This is a genomic window from Idiomarina sp. Sol25, from assembly GCF_033052775.1.
Taxonomy (GTDB): domain Bacteria; phylum Pseudomonadota; class Gammaproteobacteria; order Enterobacterales; family Alteromonadaceae; genus Idiomarina.
On the sequence record NZ_JAUPEW010000001.1, the window covers coordinates 599,722 to 620,953 of the forward strand.

The window sequence follows — 21,232 nt, forward strand, 5'->3', positions numbered from 1 at the left end:
TAACCTTTTTATTAAAGTGAGTTCAAAGAGTCTAGCGTATTCAACGCACTACAACCAAAAGCCTTAGTAATACGTTTGTTTAATCCAGTCAGTACTTTTCCCGGACCAACTTCATAGGCAGATTCGACATCCAGTTTCGCAATCTGTTCAATCGTCTCAGTCCAGCGCACAGGACAAAAAAGCTGACGCACCAAAGCATCTTTAATGGCATCTTCGCTGTCGGCTATTGCAACGTCGACATTATTAATGACCGGCGTGTGTGGCTGTTTCAACTTTATCGACTTCAATGCGTCGGCTAGTTGGCTGGCGGCTGGCTGCATCAAAGCACAATGTGAAGGCACGCTAACAGGTAACGGCAAAACACGTTTAGCTCCGGCTTCTTTTAACGCTTCTGCGGCGCGAGCTACGGCATCTGCATGTCCAGCTATAACCACCTGACCCGGCGAATTATAATTCACCGGAGTCACTATTTGTTCCCCAGCCTGCTCTAAACAAATTTTTTCTATTTCGGCATCTTCAAGGCCAATAACCGCGGCCATAGCACCTTCGCCTTCGGCTACAGCTTGCTGCATAAACTCGCCGCGCAGGGCTACAAGTTTAACCGCGTCGGTAAATTCCAGTGCTCCGGCGCATACAAGGGCTGAATACTCACCCAGGCTATGGCCGGCCATAACGGTAGCATCGGCCAGGCCTTTCTCTTTAGCAACGCGATACAGTGCAACGCTGGCAGTTAATAATGCAGGCTGTGTCCGTTGCGTTTCATTCAATTGCTGCTCAGGCCCCTGTTGGACAAGCTGCCAAAGGTCATACCCGAGAACACTGCTGGCCTCTGCGAACGTTTCTTTCACTAATGCGCAATCATTAGACAAGTCACTTAACATACCAACGCTTTGAGAGCCTTGCCCCGGAAATAACAATGCCGTTTTAGTCATAATCATCCTCTTAATATTGAACGAGCGCTGAACCCCACGCAAAACCGCCACCAAAAGCCTCTAACAAGAGTTTCTGACCACGCTTAATGCGTCCATCCTTAACCGCCCAGTCAAGTGCAATGGGTACCGATGCCGCAGAAGTATTCCCTGTTGAGTCCAGAGTAATTACCACGCGCTCCATCGGCATCTGTAATTTTTTCGCTGTCGCATTAATAATACGTAAATTTGCCTGATGCGGAATTAACCAGTCCAGATCATGTGCCTGTAATTGATTCTTCGCTAAGGTTTCGGTTACTAAGCTACTGAGTTTTGAAACCGCAACTTTAAAGACCTCGTTACCCTTCATGTACATCCAGGCGTTTTCTCTGCCGCGGTCGGCCCCTCTGGAGGCTTGTTTAGCTCCTAACAAGTGGCTGTATTCGCCGGCGCTGAATAGATGGGTGGAGAGTATTCCTGGAGTATCATTTTGTTCCAGGACGACCGCTCCACCGCCGTCCCCAAAAAGCACCACGGTGTTACGATCATAGGGATCACATAAACGCGCCAGTACATCAGCGCCGATGACCAGAACACGTTGGTGCTGCCCACTTTTAATAAATTGATCAGCGACAGAGAGCGCATAAATAAAACCGGAGCATGCCGCTCCAACGTCGAAAGCAGGAATCGATGTAACGCCCAGCATTCGTTGAATTTCACAGGCCGCACTTGGAAAAGCGTGCTCGGCCGATGTGGTCGCCACCACAATCATATCGATATCCTGGGGGCTTAAACCGGCGGCAGCCAGTGCTTCTTTTGCCGCTTCATAACCTAAAGTCGCTGCGGTTTCATCAGGTGCCGCAATGCGCCGTTCTTTAATGCCGGTTCTTTCTGTTATCCACTCGTCAGACGTATCAACCCGCTGGGAAAGTTCTTCATTAGTAAGCCGTTGTTCGGGCAGATAATGCCCGGTACCAACAATTTTTGCATAAGTCATAGCGCTACTTAACTGGTTACAGCTGTTCTGATAAGACTGCTTCGACACGATGTTTAATTCGCTCAGGAAGCTGTTCATGCGCTTCTGCGACGGCTTGTTGAATTGCACTATAAAAAGCGCCGGCGCTAGCGCTACCGTGACTTTTTATCACGACATGGCGCAATCCTATCAGACTCGCACCATTGTAGTGGTCGGGCTTCAACCTATCCCAGGACTTGTGCGTCCGTTTTTGTAAAAAACGGAAGAAAAACCGATAAAGCCAATGTGAGCTCAGTGTGTCGCGCATTTGATCAATAATGAATGTTGCCAGACCTTCGCAGCTTTTAAGTGCAATGTTCCCGACGAAACCATCACAAACTACAACATCAGCTCTGCCACTAAATAAGTGGTTACCTTCAATAAAACCAATGTAGTTTAGCTGGTCGCATTGCGCGAGCCTGGCTGCTGCATTACGCACAACATCATTGCCCTTGATATCTTCTTCACCCATATTCAACAGGCTAATTTTGGGCGCGGGCACGCCCGATAAATACTCAGCTGCCACAGCACCCATAACACCAAACTGAAACAAAGTTTCTGAATCGCAACTGGCATTAGCGCCGAGATCAAGCAGGTAAGATTTTCCGCCGGTTTGATTCGGCAAAGCCGTCATCAACGCCGGGCGTAGAACACCAGGAAGCGTTTTCAGCGTAAAGTAGGCATTAGTCATTAATGCGCCAGTATTGCCGCCGCTTACCATTGCCTGACAATTACCGTCGGTTAGGGTTTTCAGCGCAACGCGCATGGAGGACTCAGGCTTACTACGCAGGGACTGACCTGGTTTATCATCCATTTCGATAACCTGTTCGGCGTGAACAAGATTTACAGAAGGATGTGAGCTTAAATTGAATTTATCGAGTAACGGGGTGAGTTCTTTCTCGTGCCCGACAACGGTGAATTTAACATCGGAATACCGATGAACCGCTTTTTCCAGGGCTTCTATAACAATAGAGGGGCCATTATCGCCCCCCATTGCATCAATCGCTATGTTCAGTTCAGGCATGGCCTGTCTTACTTGTTAACGACCTTACGACCCTTGTAATAACCGTCGGCTGTTACGTGGTGACGACGATGCGTCTCACCCGTAGTTGAGTCAACCGACAGTGTTGGGCCGTCTATTGCATCGTGTGAACGACGCATGTCGCGTCTTGAACGACTTTTCTTACTTTTTTGAACAGCCATTTACGCTATCTCCTGATTATTTACGCTTCAATTCTTGTAATACGGCAAACGGGTTCTCAGACTCTTCAGCATCTGATTCGTCAATTTCGCCCCACGTCATCGCATCACGATCCACCTGACATACCTTAGCGTCGTGCTTAGGAACTATTGGCATAGCCAGAATTAATTCGTCTTCAACAAGCCCATGCAGGTTAAATTCTCCAAAATCGTTTACCTCAATAGCTTCATAGCTATCGGGAAAGTCATCTGCCACCTGTCGCTTAGTGACAGGAGCATACGCAAACTGCGCGAGAATATCAACATCCAGGGGCGTATTACAGCGTTCACAAAGTACTTTGACAGCAACTTTTGCTTTCCCTGTAAAATAACTAATGCCCTGTTCATCAATTCCAAATTCAACACTGGCCTCAGGATCGGGGCAAGGTTCTACCAAACTTTCCTGAAGTCTTGTCAATGTTTTTCCGGGCACTACCCCATCATATGCCACTTTTTTGTTGGCACTTTTGACTGGGTCGACCGTTACGGGAATACGAACTTTTTGCATAGCGCGCGAATGTTAACGAAGTTCCGCTTTACTGACAAGGGAAATCTGTCGTTAATCCTTATTTAGAGGGTTAATTCCGTGAGTTCTCAACATATCCAGTAAAGCGATAGCTGGTAACCCGATGAGTGCATTGGGGTCGTTGCCTTTTAAGCCGCTGAACAAACTGATTCCCAACCCTTCGCTTTTGAAGCTGCCGGCACAATCAAAGGGCTTTTCAAGCTCAACATAACGTTCTATTTCTTCGGCAGTCAGTTGACGAAATTCAACTTCAAACGGCTCTATTCTTACTTCGCATTGTTGAGCCTCTGTATTAAGAACAGCCAGCCCAGTATAAAAGGTTACCGTTTTGCCAATAAAGCTGGACAATTGTCGCACCGCATTGTCATGGTTGCCTGGTTTGCCTAAAATGTTGCCATCACAAACAGCAACCTGATCGGAACCAATAATAATGGCATTATCGTAGGTCATTCTTCTCTCGACCGCCCGTGCTTTGGCTTCTGCTAACCGCCCCACTAATTGTTGTGGGCTTTCTGAGCTAATCGCACTCTCGTCTATGTCCGGCTTTACAACATCGTAGTTCAAATGCAGTCTATCTAAAATTTCACGACGGTACTTAGAACCTGACCCCAAAATTAGTGGCAACGTCATAACGTCTCCCTGACAAGTTTGCTGCTGAGCTCTGAAAGCGAATCGATCACTATTGTAGCACCGGCTTCACGTAAACGTTCAGCGTCATGTACGCCAAAGCTTACACCAATTGCCTGTACGCCTGCCGCGACCGCCATTTTCATATCGTGAACAGAGTCTCCAACCATTACGGTGTGTTCAGGCTGAGTTTTAAGTTCATTCATAATTTCATAAAGCATCTGGGGGTCAGGCTTACCTTTCGTTTCACTGGCGCACCGCGAAGTATCAAAGTAATGTTCGGTTTCGCTTTCCACCCAGACTCGTTGTAATCCTCGCCGAGCCTTGCCAGTCGCGACGGCCAAACGATAGCCCGCACTGGATAACTGAGAAAGCACCGCTTTTGCGTCGTGAAATAAGGGCGACGGCGTTGTATTTAGATCGATATATTCATCGCGATACTGAGTTAAAAAGTTATTCATTTGTGTCGCGTTAAGTACACCGAACAGTTTTTCTATTGCAGGTTCAAGGCTTAAACCAATAATGTCTCTGACTGACATCTCGGTCGGAACAGGTAACCCCGTATGCTCTGCTGTGTTTTGCATCGATGACACAATTCGGCCAATGGAGTCCATTAAAGTGCCGTCCCAGTCAAACACCACAAGTCGCTTATCGCACATCATTATAAGCTGTCCTTATTATTGCGCGGTCAATTGCTTTAACGTTTGCTGTAAGTTGTCATCCAGAGGGGCTTCAAAAGCCACTTCTTTTCCGGTAACCGGATGCAGAAAACGCAGCTGCCAGGCGTGTAAAAACAGTCGGTTTAACCCAAGCCCGGACATAATGTTATCGAAATCCGCATCACCGTACTTAGGATCTTTCGCTATAGGATGACCGGCATGTAACGCGTGAACGCGAATTTGATGAGTGCGGCCGGTAACTGGCGACGCTTCAACTAATGTCCCTTCCTTATATCTTTGCTGAATTCTGAAACGAGTCAACGAGGCTTTGCCTTCTGCATCAACACGCACAATTCTCTCGCCAGATTTTAAGGTGTTCTTTTTTAACGGCGCTTCAACGCTGCGAACCCGCTTTTGCCATTGGCCACGAACCAACGCCAGATATTGCTTATTCATTTCTTTGTTACGCAACTGTTCGTGCAAACTTCTCAGCACTGAACGTTTTTTAGCAACCAGCAACAAGCCACTGGTATCTCGGTCTATTCGGTGAACCAGCTCTAAGCTTTTCTCTTTTGGCCGCAACGCTCTTAAACCTTCAATAAGACCGAATTGCAGTCCTGAGCCGCCATGTACGGCGACTCCTGATGGTTTATTAATTAGCATCAAAGCGTCGTCCTCATAGAGGATCGCGTGCTCGAGAGCTGCAACCTGCTCTAAATTAGCAGACGGAAGGTCCGGCCTTTCACTCACTTTTACCGGAGGAATGCGAATGAGGTCCCCTTCTTTCAACTTATAGTCCGGTTTTATCCGCTTTTTATTCGCTCGCACTTCACCTTTACGAACAATTCGATATACCAAAGACTTAGGTACACCGCGTAATTGCGCAATGAGAAAGTTATCTATTCGCTGCCCCGACTCTTCTGCAGAGACAGTATGCCAGCGTACTTCTTGTTGAATTGTTTTCATGCCGCTATTTTACCATCATCTACAAGATTCAACAGCGAAATTGTTGCTTGTATTTTCAGTGGTTTTCATGGAATAATTAAGTGTCAAAGTCCATCGAAGATGGCAGACGAAGAATATATTTCGCGCAATCGAAATAACAGAGCGACGCATTATCCACATCAGCGTACGGTTTTAAAGTCTAATGAAGTGACTAGCCGAGATGTTGATGGCACGGAGAAGAACACAGCACATTGAATACGCTTTGTTTCATAATCGATTGCAGACGTAAAATTTAGCGACAATATGACACCGAACAGTTGGTGTTATCGGCACAGTCAAACTCATTTTAGTTATACGTTGTAGATGACGGGTAACGCAGGTCCCAAAGGGCCTGCAGCGACAGACGAATTCGATAATTGCACGATCGCCATTGGGGCGTGTCATATTGTGGCCCAAAGAATTGAGTCACAGTAATGAAAAGAATGCTAATTAATGCCACGCAATTAGAAGAGTTGCGTGTTGCGCTGGTTGACGGCCAGCGCCTTTACGATTTAGATATTGAAAGCCCTGGTCACGAACAGAAAAAAGCAAACATATATAAAGGCAAAATCACGCGTATAGAGCCAAGTCTTGAAGCTGCCTTTGTCGATTATGGTGCAGAGCGACATGGCTTTCTTCCTCTTAAAGAAATAGCTAAAACCTATTTTCCTCAAGGCTATACCTTCCAGGGTCGCCCTAATATTAAAGATGTGGTCAAGGAAGGCCAGGAAGTTATTGTTCAAATAGACAAAGAAGAGCGAGGCCAAAAAGGTGCCGCCTTAACGACCTTTGTTTCCCTGGCTGGCAGCTATTTGGTGCTCATGCCAAACAACCCCCGAGCCGGCGGTATATCGCGTCGTATTGAGGGTGATGAACGTTCAGCACTAAAAGAAGCGCTATCTGACCTCAATGTTCCGAAAGAAATGGGACTGATTGTCCGTACAGCCGGTGTAGGCAAGTCAAAAGAAGAGCTCGAGTGGGACTTAAATGTTCTGCTTAATCATTGGGAAGCCATTAGCAAAGCTGCAGACGAGCGCCCTGCTCCTTTCCTTATCCATCAGGAAAGCAACGTTATTTTCCGTGCCTTACGCGATTACCTGCGCCGAGACATCGGTGAAGTTCTCATCGATAGCCCGAAAGTATACGAGCAAGTCCGTAGTCATATACAGCTTATTCGTCCGGACTTTTTACAACGCGTAAAACAATACGAAGGCGATGTCCCGCTTTTCAGTCACTACCAGATAGAAAGCCAAATTGAATCTGCATTCCAGCGCGAAGTCCGCCTTCCGTCAGGTGGTTCAATTGTTATCGACCCAACTGAAGCACTGACCTCTATCGACATTAACTCGTCACGTGCAACTAAAGGTGGCGATATCGAAGAAACGGCATTGCAGACCAACCTTGAAGCAGCCGAAGAAATAGCACGTCAATTGCGTTTACGCGACGTTGGCGGTTTAGTGGTTATCGACTTTATCGATATGACCCCTGCCCGCCATCAACGTGACGTTGAAAATCGTTTACGCGACAGTTTATCTCAGGACAGAGCGCGTATTCAGGTAGCCCGTATTTCGCGCTTTGGCTTGATGGAAATGTCCCGTCAGCGCTTACGCCCTTCACTGGGCGAATCAGCAAACAATGTTTGTCCGCGTTGTAATGGTCAGGGAACCATACGTTCGAGCGATTCTTTAGCTCTGTCGATATTGCGCTTGATTGAAGAGGAAGCGATAAAGGACAACACCATTCAGGTACATGCTCAGGTCCCGATCGATGTTGCAACTTACTTGCTCAATGAAAAGCGTCAATCCGTCAATCATATAGAAAAACGCCATAACGTGAAAATCGTTATTATCCCAAATCACCATATGGAAACACCTCACTTTGAAGTGTTGCGTATTCGTGATGACGAAGTTCCGGAGTCAGCCAGTTTTGAGTTGGTGCAAAAGCCAGATCAAACTGAATCTACGGTTTCTATTACTTTAACTCAGGATAAAGCGAAATTTGAAGAGCCAGCACTAAAAGGCCTTCAGGCACCGAGTGCGGCTCCTACGCCAGCACCGGCCCCTAAAGTTGAAGAGAAAAAAGCAGCTCAACCATCGTTGTTGAGTCGTTTAGTGACCTGGTTCTCTGGCTTGTTTGGTTCAGATGAAGAGCAGAAACAGGCTGAAGCTGAGAAAGAAAAAGAACGTAACGCTCAAAACCAGCGGAATCAGCAACGTCGTGGTCGCAATCGCCGTTCAGGAAACCGTCAGCCGCGAGGCCGCAACCAGTCAGCGGATAAGGACAAGGAAGCCAGTAAAGAAAAAACCTCCCCAGCGACAGAAGAGAAATCAAAAGAATCTCGCGATGACGCAGGTAACCGCAATAGTCGCAACCGTAACGATCGCAGACGTCGTGGCCGTAGCAATAAAAATCAGCAGCAGCCAAAACCAGAAACGGCTAAGAACGAACAAGTTGATAGCCCGGCTGAAGCAGAAAAGCCAAAAGAGACAAAAGCTGTTCAGGATAAACCGCGTCGTCAACGTAAGCCGATTGAAAAATCCGTTCGCGTTTCATCAACTGACGGTTCAGTAGCAGCTAAAGAGCCAACACAGCAGCCATCTCAAAAGGCTGTTGATGCGTCGACTGATGGTGCAGAGACCCAGAATCAGAAGCCAGCCCAGACTAAAGAGAAACCAGCAAAGCAATCTGGTTCTGACAAGGGCGAAAATAAAGCAATTTCTGACAAGGTACTGGATCCGCGTATGCAGGCAGCTGCTGAGCTGGTGCAAAATCAGACTCAACCTACAACTCCGACGGAACAGAACGTAGAGAAGAGTGTTGATGAGAATACGGAAGAGAAAGCACCTCAAGCGGACACTCAAGCAACTCAACAAACTGAAACCAGTACAGACGAAACAGTACAAAAGCCTGACACAGCGAAACCTGAAGTGGCATCTGATGACAAAGTAGAATCATCAGTTGAGCAAGCCAGTGAAGCAGTGCCAGAACCAGCTAAAGAAGAGCAAAGTAATAGCTCTGAAACAGCTGAAGAGCCTCAAAAGCCAACTGATGAGGCAGAAGACACTGTTGAAGAAAAACCAGAGTCTAAGGCTGAAGAGAAGAAAAGCAGAGATCGCTCTCGCCGCTCTCCTCGTCATCAACGGGCTGCGGGGCAAAAACGCAAACAAATGAAAACCGAAGCGGTTATACCTAACCGTTCATTAAGTGGTTCATCATTTTCTGCAATGACGAAGGCAACAGCTGAAGAGCGCAAAGAAGCCTTTAAGGCTCTGCCCGTAGCTTCATCAGATAATCGTCCTCAGTTTGTTAAAGACAGTCGTATCGCTAGTATTTCTCAGGCGCGTTCGACTTCTTATGCCGAAATGGCAAAATGTGACTAAATTCAGCTAAATAAGAGCTTAGTTAGAAAATAAGAAGGCCGGTAGCAACGAACTACCGGCCTTTTTTATCTCTGGAGTTTACTTGCCATTACTGCTTAATCGTAATGAAGGCTCGGTTTTTCTCTAAAGTTTTAACACCAATACCTTTTACATCAAGTAGCTGCTCTACTTCGGTAAAGCTACCCAGCTGTTCTCTTAACTCGATAATCTGCTCAGCCCGTTTTTCACCAACACCAACCAGAACAGCCGATATCTCTTGTGCTGAACCGGTATTGATATTGACGGTTTTAACCTCTTCAGCCTGTGCTACTGGCGATAAGTTTGGTAAGGCGGATAACGGAGTGGCTTGCGCCCCTGCTGCTAAAAACAGCGATGAGGCAACAAGTATGGGTATCAATTTTAGCTTCATAGTGTCATTCCCTATTGAAAAATCACTGCGTCACTGCAGTAAGGACACTATAGCCGAAGTTTTTTGCCTTATTAGAAGATTACGACATTGCGAAGGCGTAAGTGAGTTATTCTCCTATAGAAGCTAATATCTCCGCAACTCTGGCGGTTGGGTCAGCTGCCTGCGTAATAGGTCGCCCAATGACCATATAATCAACCCCAGCCTCTATTGCGGCTTCTGGTGTCATAACCCGCTTTTGGTCACCCGCGGCGCTGTTGGCAGGTCGGATACCCGGCGTTACAAGCTTAAATGACGTACCCAAATCACGTTTCAGCATACGAGCTTCCTGAGCAGAACAAACCACTCCGTCCAGGCCAGCCTGCTGCGCCAATTTTGCCAGTTTAAGTACTTGCTGTTCCGCAGATGCCTGAATTCCAGTTTCTGCAAGATCAGAATCACTCATGCTGGTGAGTACTGTCACGGCTATTAATAAAGGAGGCTTATCAAATTGCTTTAATGCATCCCTTGCCGCGCTCATCATTTCGGTACCGCCGCTGGCATGCACGTTCACCATATCAACACCGATTTTAGCTGCCGAGGTTACCGCCTTAGCCACTGTGTTTGGAATATCATGAAACTTTAAATCTAAAAATACTGAAAAACCCTGCTCAACCTGCTTTTTTACCCAGCTAGGTCCAATAGCGGTAAACAATTCCTTACCCACTTTCAGCCCAACTTTTCCGGCTGGTAATTGACTCACTAAATTGTCAGCGACTTCCTGTGTCTGGCAATCTAAAGCAACATAAATTTTCGGTAACGCCATGTCGTTATTCACCATCTAATCCAAAAATAGGTTTTGTTGTTGCCCAGCTCTTACACGAAGGACAACGCCAATATAAAGTATGTCCGGAGAAACCACAGTGACGGCACTTATAATTGGGCCGCTGCACTATGTGCTCGTGAACCATTTTACGCAGCCTCCGGAGGCTGTCACGCGCATTGCCCACATCAGCAGCCCGAACGTGTAACCCCATTAAATGATGGAATCCGCGCATTGTCGGGTGCTGCTCTAAAACATGAGTCATAAAGTATTCTGCGTCTTCAATACTTTGCGATTCACAGATTTTTTCTGACAACGTAATAGCGGCCGTTATTCCCGCATTGTGTTCAACGCAACTGTGTAAAAACTCGATAAAAGTATGAGTGTCCGATGTTTTCTCGTAAGCTTCCTCTAGCAAAGGAATGGTTTCGCAAACAAATGATTTGTCCTGTTCGAACACCCGGGTTAAGTAATTAATGGACTCCCCGTACTCCCCTTCTTTCATGTAGATTTTTCCCAGGGCGAGAACTGCTCTAACGCAATTACTATCGTGTTTAAGCGCCTTACTGTAATGCTTTATTTTACTGGGTACATTGTCGTCTAGTTCGGCAAGCTCGCAATATAACTGAGCGAGAACGACTCGCGCGTGGCTGCTTTGCTTCGCCAGACGCAAAGCTATTTTAATGGCTTTGTCCCATTCGTGCGTGGATTCATAAAGCTCAAGAAGGTGCTTTTGGCTTTTTTCCCGGAATGACTTGTAACTCTGTAAGCCAGCAAACATTTGTTCAGCACGGTCGTAGATTCCGGCAGAAAGGTAGTCTTTACCTAACTCGTACATAGCCGTTAAGCGATCGTGCTCAGACAGATTGGGAAGTGACGTCAGGTTTTTATGAATTTTTATTGCACGGTCGACTTCGCCTCTGCGGCGAAATAACTTGCCTAAGGTCCAGTGAGTCTCAATGGTTTCGCTGTCGACATCTAATAACTCGACGAATAGATCAACCGCCTTATCTGGCTGATCTGACAACAACAGGTTGATACCTGTGGCGTACTTTTTAGAGAAACGCTTCTGCTCTTTTCGCTCTTCTGTGCGGACACTATTACGGCCCATGAACCAGCCATAGGCAGCCGCAATTGGTAAAAGCAGGAAGAGAAGCTCCAACATGAGCCGTTAGCTCTCCTTGTCCAGTTTATTTAAACGCTTAACTAAGCGGTTATACCGATAGCGCCAGGATAAACTCGATAAGCAAAGTAATAAAATACCCATCAGAAAGCCGCTGCCAAAAAAGATAGCAAGCAGCGATGCAACAGCCATTTCTGTTTGCAGCACCAGTAAATTAACAACTACGGTTTGCGGGTTCTGAGCCCCAAACGCCATTGCTAAAAGAAATATGATTAATACAGGAATGAGAATAAGCAGCTTTTTAAGCATAATTGCTTACCTGTTAGTTATAAAAAAACGGCATGCCAGTATAGCATGCCGTTTTTATCAATCGAGCGTAAAAACTAACTTAATGTATCGACCCTCTCGCGAAGCTCTTTTCCCGCTTTAAAATGCGGTACGTATTTCCCTTCTAACTCAACAGGCTCGCCTGTTTTAGGATTACGACCAACACGAGGAGCCCGATAATGCAAAGAGAAGCTTCCGAAACCCCGAATTTCAACGCGCTTGCCTTGTGATAAGGACTGCACCATTTGTTCGAGTATCTCTTTAACCGAAGCTTCAACCTGCTTCGGAGGTAACTCGTGCTTCAAAGTTAACCTTTCAATCAGCTCTGATTTAGTCATCATTACCTCCTTCAAATTAACTGCAACAATGCAGTTAATTATTCGTCGTCAGTTTTTGCAGCTTTAAAGGCTTCAGCCATTGCGCTATTAAGACCAGAACCACTGTCCTGTTGCTTATTAACGCTTTCAACCGCTTCTTTCTCTTCAACTTCGTCTTTCGCACGGATAGACAAGCTCAGAGTACGGTTTTTACGGTCAACGCCCATGAAGCGAGCTTCAATAGAGTCACCAACACTCAGTTCAGTGCTTGCATCTTCAACGCGGTCGCGTGAAATGTCTGCGGCACGAACGTAGCCTTCAACGCTTTCAGCTAATTCAACTTTAGCGCCTTTAGCGTCTACTTCAGTAACTGTACCTGTAACAATAGCACCTTTTTTATTGGCCGCCAGGTAGTTATTGAATGGGTCTTCTTCAAGCTGTTTGATACCTAGTGAAATACGTTCACGTTCAGCATCAACCTGCATGACTACAGCGGTAACTTCTTCACCTTTTTTATAATCACGAACAGCTTCTTCACCAGTAGCGTTCCAGCTAATGTCTGACAAGTGAACCAAACCATCAATGCCGCCGTCAAGACCGATGAAGATACCAAAGTCAGTGATTGACTTGATCTTACCAGTAACTTGCTCGCCTTTATTATGGTTCTTAGCAAACTCTTCCCATGGGTTAGGCTTGCACTGTTTAAGGCCTAATGAAATGCGACGACGTTCTTCGTCAATTTCCAGAACCATAACTTCAACAGTGTCGTCCAGGTTAACCACTTTAGAAGGATGAACGTTTTTGTTAGTCCAGTCCATTTCTGATACGTGAACAAGACCTTCAACACCCTCTTCGATTTCGACGAAGCAACCGTAATCAGTCAAGTTCGTAACACGACCAGTTAAACGATGCCCTTCTGGGTAGCGGTTTGCGATATCAGCCCATGGATCTTCGCCTAACTGCTTAAGGCCAAGAGACACACGAGTGCGTTCACGGTCAAACTTCAATACTTTAACAGTGATTTCATCGCCAACGTTTACGATTTCACTTGGGTGCTTAACGCGTTTCCAAGCCATATCGGTAATGTGCAATAAGCCATCGACGCCGCCTAAATCAACGAACGCGCCGTAGTCAGTCAGGTTCTTAACGATACCCTGAACTTCCTGGCCTTCCTGCAAGTTTTCAAGCAGCTCTTCACGCTCTGCACTGTTTTCTTTCTCGATAACAGCACGACGAGATACAACAACGTTGTTGCGTTTCTGATCAAGCTTGATAACTTTGAATTCTAAATCTTTGTTTTCCAGATGCGTTGTTTCACGTACTGGACGTACATCAACCAGTGAACCAGGCAAGAACGCGCGAACGCCGCCTAAGTCTACTGTAAAGCCACCCTTAACCTTACCAGAGATAATACCGATAACGGTTGCATTGTCTTCGTGTGCTTTTTCCAACACCAGCCATGCTTCGTAACGTTTCGCTTTTTCGCGAGACAGAATGGTTTCGCCAAAGCCGTCTTCAACTGCATCAAGGGCTACGTCAACTACGTCGCCGACGCTGACTTCTAATTCACCTTCTGCATTACGGAACTGTTCTGCTGGAATCGCGCTTTCTGATTTAAGACCAGCATCAACCAGAATCAAATCTTTTTGTATAGCAACGATAGTACCTTTAACAATGGAGCCCGGGCGTGTTTCAACTTCCTTTAGGCTTTCTTCAAATAATTCTGCAAAATTTTCTGACATAGTAATTAACTTCGCTTATAAATAAGACGTCCACTGAACTTCCGTATACAGCGGGGTTATTAAAATAGTCTGTTCGCATCCTTACAACAGACGCCTAATTAAGGTCACCTGACCCTAGCTAGTCTTTGAGAGTTTGCTGTGCGCAAACGTCAATACTTGTTCCAATACGTCTTCTATCGACGTATCAGTGGAATCCAGATACAACGCATCCTCAGCTGGCTTAAGAGGTGCCACCGAGCGATTCGTATCACGATCATCTCTTTCTTTTATTTCGTTCACTAGTTGATCAATATTAGCATCAAAACCTTTTTCCTTCAATTGCTCGAAGCGTCGTCTTGCGCGCTCTTCGGCAGAAGCGGTCAAAAAGATTTTGGCATCGGCATCAGTGAAAACAACGGTTCCCATATCACGGCCGTCGGCTACCAGACCTGGAAGCTCTTTAAACCCACGCTGGCGGCGCAGTAGAGCTTCTCTGACTCGTGGTAAAGCCGCTATTTTTGACGCCATATTACCCACTTGTTCAGTACGGATGGTCATGGTCACATCCTCACCTTCAAGAATAATATGTGTCAATGAACGCTCTTCTTCTGCTTCAAACTTCACATCCAGATGCGCTGCCAAAGCCACCAGGCTCTCTTCATCTTCCGGTGTGAAATCGTGATGCAAAGCCGCTAATGCCAGCACGCGATAAATAGCGCCGCTATCCAGCAAGTGCCATCCTAGCTTTTCAGCCAATAATCGGCTTATCGTTCCTTTCCCTGCCCCACTCGGCCCGTCAATCGTAATGACTGGAATATGAGTTGTCATAAAATCCTCTAATTGCTCTGCATTACGCAGCATTTAGCCGCGCAATTATACGCATTTGTAAAAAAATTGCATTAATCAAAGTCAACGAGTCTAAGAGTTAACTGTGACAGAGCCGTGAAAACTCGGAAAAATAGTCGGGATAGGTCTTCGCACAACAACCGGGATCATTGATTGTCACTCCAGTCGGCGAAAATGCGACTAAGGAGAAGCACATTGCCATGCGATGGTCGTCATAAGTATCAATTGCGGCATGTTGCCAGTGCTTCAGCGGCTCAATGCGGAGAGAGTCCTCGCTTTCATCGACTATGGCACCCAGCTGTCGCAGCTCTGTTGCCATAGCATGAAGACGGTCGGTTTCTTTTACCCGCCAGTTTGCGACATTACGAATTGTCGTCGGTCTATTTGCGAATAGAGCCAGTGGCGCAACCGTCATTGCCGCATCGGGAATATCATTAAAGTCCTGGTCAATGCCCTGCACGTTTCCTGTGCCGGATACGGTTATGCTGTTTTTATGGTAGCTTACTGACGCACCCATGGCTTCAATAACTTCGGCGAAGCGTTTGTCGCCCTGAATCGAGTTTTTACCGACACCGATAATTTCAACAGGACCTTTTCCTAAGAGCGCGGCGGCCATCCAGTAAGATGCGGCGCTGGCATCACCTTCTACCCAGTATTCGCCGGGCGACTGGTAACATTGTCCGCCGGTAATAGCGTAGCGCTGAGGAGAGTCTTCTTTTATAGAAATGCCAAAATCAGACAGCATTTGCAGCGTCAGTTCAATGTAAGGTCGTGAAACCACATTCCCTTTTAATGTCAGGGTTGAATCACCGGGCAGTAACGGAAGCGCCATCAGCAGAGCCGAAATGAATTGGCTGGATACCGAACCATCAATTTCAAAGTGACCCGACTTTAAACCAGAAGTCATTTCTAACGGAGGAAACCCTGTCTCCCCCAGATAGTTAACCCCGGCATTATGAGGCTGTAAAGCATCAACTAAGTGCTTAACCGGGCGCTCATGCATTCGGGCATCACCTTTTAACACTACCGCTTGATGTTCGCTTTTTAATGTTGCCGCTAACACGGCTATGAGCGGCCGCATTGCCGTGCCGGCGTTTCCCAGATAGAAATCGGAAGCAGGTTTGTTCCAATGCCCTCCTAAACCATGCACCCGGGTAGTGAGTTTGTCATCTTCAAAGCTCACTCCCAATGCATTAAGAGCTTCACGCATGCGGCTGGTGTCATCGCTAACCAGTAAATTATGTAAGGTGACGGGAGTCTGGCATAAAGCAGCCATAAGCAGTGCCCGGTTAGCAATGCTTTTTGAACCTGGTAAGGTTACAGTACCGCGACAATGCTGCCGCGGCTCTAAATGAATAGAATTAACCACGCAGCTTTTTCATTGCCTTAATAAAGGCTTGATTTTCTTCAGGCAGACCAATGCTGACACGTAAATGATTAGGCAACTCATAGCCACCTACAGGACGTACAATAACGCCTTCATGCAGAAGCTCGTCGTAAAGCTTCTCAGCACCGGACCCAACTTCTATGGTTAAAAAGTTACCGTAAGATGGAATGTAGTTAAGTCCTGAATCTTCACAAAAGTCAGTTAACTGCTTCATACCTTGTGCGTTTAATTCAACGGCTTTTTGCAAATAGGCGTGATCATCTAATACCACTTCAGCTGCTTTCAGTGACAACGAGTTCATATTGAACGGCTGACGAATACGGTTAAGGACGTCTGCCACACTCTCGTCGCTGACCACGTATCCTGCGCGCAAACCGGCTAAGCCATAGGCTTTAGAAAACGTCCGGCTAACCACCAGATTAGGATATTCTTTTATCCACTCTACCGACGGCGCTCGTTCGTCTTCCGGTACATACTCGTAATAAGCTTCATCCAGAACCACAATGATATTTTGCGGTATCTTAGCAAGAAAGTCTTTTAGCGCTGAGGTTGATAAAAAGGTGCCCGTTGGGTTATTCGGGTTAGCAATAAAAATCATCTTGGTTTTATCGGTAACGGCTTTTGCCATACCATCAAGATCGTGCCCGTAATCTACTGCAGGAACAGCAACAGGTTTAGCACCGATAGCCTGAGTAACCAGCGGATACACCACAAATGCGTGTTGTGAGAAAATTACTTCGTTCTTATCCGACACAAAGGTACGGGCTAAAATTTCCAGAACATCGTTAGAACCGTTACCCAGAGTTATTTGCTGCGTTCCAACTTCATGTAACTCAGCCAGCCGGCTTTTAAGGTAGTAACCATTGGCGTCAGGGTAACGCACTAAATCCGTTAACTCGGCTTCCAGCGCGTTTTTTACTTTTCCACTCAAACCCAGAGGATTTTCGTTTGAAGCCAGCTTAACCACGTGCTGCAGACCTAACTCACGCTGTAATTCAGACGTAGGCTTACCTGCCTGATACGGACGTAATTGCTTCACTCCGGAATTAACCAGTTCTAATGCATTAAATTCTGCCATAGCGATTCACTACCTTTTTATTCTATTTATTTAGCCAAGCTTACGCTCGAAATCTGCCATATAACTTAGCAATGCTTCCACACCTTCTACCGGCATTGCGTTATAAATACTGGCTCTCATGCCACCAACAAAGCGATGCCCTTTTAACCCTAATAAACCTGCGTTTTTAGCGCCTTGTAAAAATTCCGCATCAAGCTTGTCGTCGGCCAACTGAAAAGGAACGTTCATAATTGAACGGTAAGCCGGATTAATCGTATTACTGTAAAAATCGGACTTATCGACAAAATCATATAACAGCTGCGCTTTATAGCGATTGCGTTCGCCCATAGCGACTAACCCGCCCTGCGCTTTTAACCACTTGAATACCAGCCCAGCAAGGTACCAGGCAAAGGTGTTGGGTGTGTTGTACATAGACCCGTCTTTCGCCTGAAGTTGGTAATCCATAATAGACGACACCTGCTTCTGCGGCTCGCCTAATAAAGACTTTTTAACAATAGCAATGGCAAAACCTGAAGGACCAATATTCTTCTGGGCTCCAGCATATATAACGCCAAACTTTGAAACATCCAGTGGTTCAGAAAGAATGTTTGATGACATATCGGCGATAACTGGCGCCTTTACGTCAGGAACTTCATGCAGTGCAATACCATCGACAGTTTCATTAGGACAATAATGAAAATAGGCGGCATTTTCAGACAGTTTCCAGTCTTCTGGACACTGAATTTCTTTGCCTTTAGCGCCTTCCTGAACCTTCCCCGCAATATTCACGTTGGAAACAAATTTTTCGGCTTCCCGGATAGCAAAACCAGACCAAATTCCTGTATCCAGATAATCTACGGTAGCATCCGGTGACGCAATATTTTGCGGGACCGCAGAAAACTGGCCGCGTCCACCACCTTGCAAAAAGAGTACTTCATAGTCGTCCGGCACGTTTAACAGATCGCGCAAGTCTTGCTCGGCTTCACGTGCCATGTGGACATAGACAGGGTCGCGGTGAGAAATTTCCATCACAGATACGCCCTGTCCATTCCAATTCAATAACTCTTCCTGAGCTTGTTTCAAAACATCGACCGGCAACATTGCCGGTCCGGCAGAAAAGTTAAACAACTGACTCATGACTCGTCGGAACCTTCTTGGTTTTCAATATTGTCTTCAGCTGCGGCTTCACCTTCTTCAGCAGCAACCTCGCCATCAATTAACATTTCATCTTCATCAATTTCATCGATACGCTGTAAGCCAACGACTTTCTCGTCATCTGCGGTGCGAATTAAGCGCACGCCCTGAGTGTTACGACCAACGGTTGAAACCTCGTTGACACGCGTTCTTACCAAAGTACCTTTGTTACTAATAAGCATGATCTCATTGCCATCAATAACTTCCATAGCGCCAACAACTGAACCATTACGTTCGCTGACTTTTATAGAGACAACACCTTTGGTCGCACGACTCTTAGCTGGGTATTCACTTAACGGCGTACGTTTACCATAACCGTTTTCAGTCACGGTTAATACATTCGCTTCTTCCTCTTCGTATTCGCGAGGAACAATCAGTGATACAACACGTTGCCCTTCTTCTAAGCGAATGCCACGGACACCGGTCGCGGTACGGCCCATTGAACGCACCTGCTCTTCAGCAAAACGCACCACTTTACCAGCGTCAGAGAACAGCATAATTTCGCCATTACCGTCGGTGATGTCAACGCCAATCAGTTCATCGTCATCAACCAGGTTCAGTGCAATAATTCCGCCGTTACGAGGACGTGAGTACTCTGGTAATGGTGTTTTCTTGATAGTGCCTTTGCGCGTTGCCATAACAACGAACTTATCTTCCGGATAGTCCCGTGTTGGCAAAATAGCGGTAATACGTTCGTCGGCTTCAAGCGGTAACAAGTTGACGATAGGTTTACCGCGAGACGCGCGGCTTGCCAGCGGCAACTGGTAAACTTTCATCCAGTAAATACGACCACGGGTTGAGAAGCATAAAATGGTGTCATGCGTGTTCGCTACCCACAGCCTTTCAATAAAGTCTTCGTCTTTCATCTTAGTGGCGGCTTTACCTTTACCACCACGACGCTGAGCTTCGTACTCAGTCAGTGGCTGATACTTCACATAACCTTCGTGAGAAAGCGTCAGAACTACGTCTTCTTCGTTGATTAAGTCTTCCATGCTGATGTCGTGTGCAGCAGCAGTAATGTCCGTTTTACGCTCATCACCGAAGTTGTTACGTATTTCTACCAGTTCTTCACGAATCACTTCCATCAGGCGCTCTGAACTGTTGAGGATATGCAGCAGTTCAGCAATCTGTTCTAACAGACCTTTATATTCATCCAGAATTTTTTCGTGTTCTAAACCGGTCAGTTTGTGCAGGCGTAAATCCAGAATAGCCTGAGCTTGCTCTTCGGTCAGGTGATAATTGCCACCCCGGATGCCGTATTCTTCTGGCAGATGATCAGGACGCGCAGCATCAACGCCGGCTGTTTCCAGCATTGAAGCGACATCTCCCAACTGCCATGCGCGGGCAATTAGACCAGCTTTAGCTTCAGCCGGTGTTGGCGAGCGACGGATAAGCTCAATAATTTCGTCGATATTGGCCAGCGATATCGCTAAGCCTTCCAAAATATGAGCACGTTCACGAGCTTTACGTAATTCGTAGACTGAGCGACGTGTCACCACTTCACGACGGTGGCGAATAAAGCAATCCAGCATATCGCGTAGGTTAAACAGGCGTGGCTGATTTTTATCCAGAGCTACCATGTTGATACCAAACACAACCTGTAGCTGCGTATTGGCGTACAAATGATTGAGAACAACCTCCCCCACATCGCCACGACGGATTTCGATAACGATACGCATACCGTCTTTATCAGACTCATCACGCAACGCGCTAATACCTTCAACGCGTTTTTCTTTGACCAGTTCCGCAATCTTCTCAATTAAGCGAGCTTTATTCACCTGATACGGAATTTCCGTAACGATGATGGTTTCTTTACCGGTCTTCTCATCAACTTCAATTTCAGCCTGAGCGCGCAAATGAATGCGCCCACGACCCGTTTTATAAGCTTCGACAATACCACTACGGCCAGAAATTGTTGCCGCTGTCGGGAAGTCCGGTCCCGGGATGTATTCCATCAACCCTTCAACATCAATATCCGGGTTATCAATCATGGCAAGTGAACCGTCGATAACTTCGGTCAGATTATGCGGTGGGATATTGGTTGCCATACCAACGGCAATACCAGAAGAACCGTTAACTAACAGGTTAGGCACTCGGGTAGGCAGAACGTCAGGAATACGCTCAGTACCATCATAGTTGTCGACAAAGTCAACCGTTTCTTTATCTAAATCGGCGAGTAACTGATGCGCAATTTTCGCCATGCGAATTTCGGTATAACGCATCGCCGCAGCAGAATCACCGTCAACCGAACCAAAGTTACCCTGGCCGTCGACCAGCATATAACGCAAGGAGAAGTTCTGTGCCATACGTACAATAGTGTCGTAAACAGCACTATCACCATGCGGGTGATATTTACCAATAACGTCACCAACGACACGAGCTGACTTTTTATAAGGTTTATTAAAGTCGTTGCGCAATTCGTTCATTGCGAACAAGACACGTCGGTGTACTGGCTTCAGGCCGTCACGAACATCTGGTAAAGCACGCCCAACAATGACGCTCATGGCATAATCGAGGTACGAGCTTTTCAGTTCGTCTTCGATATTTACCGGTGACACTTCTCTGGCTAGATCGCTCATAGTTTATTCCCTAAATATAGATCCGCATATTCATTGTTATTTTGATCCAATCATTGTACCCATCCCAAACGCGTCTCGCACCCTCTTTTTCTTATTCTTTGCCTGAGGTAGACTAGCCGCGTTATCCATCTCTTA

General features: G+C 46.4%; 20 protein-coding genes. 1 reads left to right on the forward strand and 19 read right to left on the reverse strand.

Annotated elements, in window-relative coordinates:
- Nucleotides 1-11: 11 nt before the first annotated feature.
- Genes fabD through rluC form a run of 8 tightly spaced genes read right to left on the reverse strand, consistent with a single transcriptional unit; the run spans nt 12 to nt 5,940 of the window.
- The gene (fabD, locus tag Q5L94_RS02915) at nt 12-932 is read right to left on the reverse strand and encodes an ACP S-malonyltransferase (protein ID WP_317496976.1); all 921 of its coding nucleotides are present in this window, start codon (nt 930-932) and stop codon (nt 12-14) included.
- A 10-nt stretch (nt 933-942) separates the two neighbouring features.
- The gene (locus tag Q5L94_RS02920; protein WP_317496977.1) at nt 943-1,905 is read right to left on the reverse strand and encodes a beta-ketoacyl-ACP synthase III; all 963 of its coding nucleotides are present in this window, start codon (nt 1,903-1,905) and stop codon (nt 943-945) included.
- Nucleotides 1,906-1,921: 16 nt separating this feature from the next.
- A complete protein-coding gene (plsX, locus tag Q5L94_RS02925; RefSeq protein ID WP_317496978.1) occupies nt 1,922-2,947 on the reverse strand; it encodes a phosphate acyltransferase PlsX in 1,026 nt (341 codons plus the stop codon).
- 8 nt (nt 2,948-2,955) lie between these two features.
- Entirely contained in the window at nt 2,956-3,126 is a 171-nt protein-coding gene (gene rpmF, locus Q5L94_RS02930) for a 50S ribosomal protein L32 (RefSeq protein WP_011234590.1), read from the reverse strand.
- Nucleotides 3,127-3,142: 16 nt separating this feature from the next.
- Complete coding sequence (gene yceD, locus Q5L94_RS02935; RefSeq protein ID WP_317496979.1) at nt 3,143-3,670, reverse strand: 23S rRNA accumulation protein YceD; 528 nt, start codon at nt 3,668-3,670, stop codon at nt 3,143-3,145.
- Between the two features lie 51 nt (nt 3,671-3,721).
- Nucleotides 3,722-4,318, reverse strand: a complete 597-nt coding sequence (locus tag Q5L94_RS02940) for a Maf family protein (RefSeq protein WP_317496980.1) — start codon at nt 4,316-4,318, stop codon at nt 3,722-3,724.
- The gene (locus tag Q5L94_RS02945) at nt 4,315-4,977 is read right to left on the reverse strand and encodes an HAD-IA family hydrolase (RefSeq protein WP_317496981.1); all 663 of its coding nucleotides are present in this window, start codon (nt 4,975-4,977) and stop codon (nt 4,315-4,317) included. Before Q5L94_RS02945 ends, Q5L94_RS02940 begins: the two co-directional genes overlap by 4 nt.
- Before the next feature lie 15 nt (nt 4,978-4,992).
- Nucleotides 4,993-5,940 (reverse strand): 23S rRNA pseudouridine(955/2504/2580) synthase RluC, encoded by a 948-nt coding sequence (rluC, locus tag Q5L94_RS02950; protein ID WP_317496982.1) that lies wholly within the window; start codon nt 5,938-5,940, stop codon nt 4,993-4,995.
- A 452-nt stretch (nt 5,941-6,392) separates the two neighbouring features.
- On the opposite strand from rluC, the gene rne reads away from it, so the two are divergent.
- A complete protein-coding gene (rne, locus tag Q5L94_RS02955) occupies nt 6,393-9,338 on the forward strand; it encodes a ribonuclease E (RefSeq protein WP_317496983.1) in 2,946 nt (981 codons plus the stop codon).
- 88 nt (nt 9,339-9,426) lie between these two features.
- Here rne and Q5L94_RS02960 read toward each other — a convergent pair whose 3' ends face one another.
- The 11 genes from Q5L94_RS02960 to gyrA all read right to left on the reverse strand — a co-directional run bounded on the left by Q5L94_RS02960 (nt 9,427) and on the right by gyrA (nt 21,097).
- On the reverse strand, nt 9,427-9,747 hold the full coding sequence (locus Q5L94_RS02960) for a ComEA family DNA-binding protein (RefSeq protein ID WP_317496984.1): 321 nt from the start codon (nt 9,745-9,747) through the stop codon (nt 9,427-9,429).
- Nucleotides 9,748-9,853: 106 nt separating this feature from the next.
- Nucleotides 9,854-10,549 carry an orotidine-5'-phosphate decarboxylase gene (gene pyrF / locus Q5L94_RS02965; RefSeq protein ID WP_317496985.1) on the reverse strand — a complete coding sequence of 232 codons (696 nt, stop codon included), beginning with the start codon at nt 10,547-10,549 and terminating at the stop codon, nt 9,854-9,856.
- Between the two features lie 4 nt (nt 10,550-10,553).
- A complete protein-coding gene (lapB, locus tag Q5L94_RS02970) occupies nt 10,554-11,711 on the reverse strand; it encodes a lipopolysaccharide assembly protein LapB (protein ID WP_317496986.1) in 1,158 nt (385 codons plus the stop codon).
- A gap of 6 nt (nt 11,712-11,717) precedes the next feature.
- Nucleotides 11,718-11,978: a LapA family protein gene (locus Q5L94_RS02975; protein WP_317496987.1), complete on the reverse strand. Its 261-nt coding sequence runs from the start codon at nt 11,976-11,978 to the stop codon at nt 11,718-11,720.
- 74 nt (nt 11,979-12,052) lie between these two features.
- Nucleotides 12,053-12,337: an integration host factor subunit beta gene (locus Q5L94_RS02980; protein WP_317496988.1), complete on the reverse strand. Its 285-nt coding sequence runs from the start codon at nt 12,335-12,337 to the stop codon at nt 12,053-12,055.
- 35 nt (nt 12,338-12,372) lie between these two features.
- Nucleotides 12,373-14,055: a 30S ribosomal protein S1 gene (gene rpsA / locus Q5L94_RS02985; protein ID WP_317496989.1), complete on the reverse strand. Its 1,683-nt coding sequence runs from the start codon at nt 14,053-14,055 to the stop codon at nt 12,373-12,375.
- Between the two features lie 114 nt (nt 14,056-14,169).
- Nucleotides 14,170-14,862 carry a (d)CMP kinase gene (gene cmk / locus Q5L94_RS02990; RefSeq protein WP_253620441.1) on the reverse strand — a complete coding sequence of 231 codons (693 nt, stop codon included), beginning with the start codon at nt 14,860-14,862 and terminating at the stop codon, nt 14,170-14,172.
- 97 nt (nt 14,863-14,959) lie between these two features.
- The gene (aroA, locus tag Q5L94_RS02995) at nt 14,960-16,249 is read right to left on the reverse strand and encodes a 3-phosphoshikimate 1-carboxyvinyltransferase (protein ID WP_317496990.1); all 1,290 of its coding nucleotides are present in this window, start codon (nt 16,247-16,249) and stop codon (nt 14,960-14,962) included.
- Nucleotides 16,242-17,345: a histidinol-phosphate transaminase gene (gene hisC, locus Q5L94_RS03000; protein ID WP_317496991.1), complete on the reverse strand. Its 1,104-nt coding sequence runs from the start codon at nt 17,343-17,345 to the stop codon at nt 16,242-16,244. The genes aroA and hisC overlap by 8 nt, the downstream gene beginning before the upstream one ends.
- A gap of 30 nt (nt 17,346-17,375) precedes the next feature.
- Nucleotides 17,376-18,461 (reverse strand): 3-phosphoserine/phosphohydroxythreonine transaminase, encoded by a 1,086-nt coding sequence (serC, locus tag Q5L94_RS03005; RefSeq protein ID WP_317496992.1) that lies wholly within the window; start codon nt 18,459-18,461, stop codon nt 17,376-17,378.
- Nucleotides 18,458-21,097: a DNA gyrase subunit A gene (gene gyrA, locus Q5L94_RS03010; RefSeq protein WP_317496993.1), complete on the reverse strand. Its 2,640-nt coding sequence runs from the start codon at nt 21,095-21,097 to the stop codon at nt 18,458-18,460. Before gyrA ends, serC begins: the two co-directional genes overlap by 4 nt.
- Nucleotides 21,098-21,232: the final 135 nt, after the last annotated feature.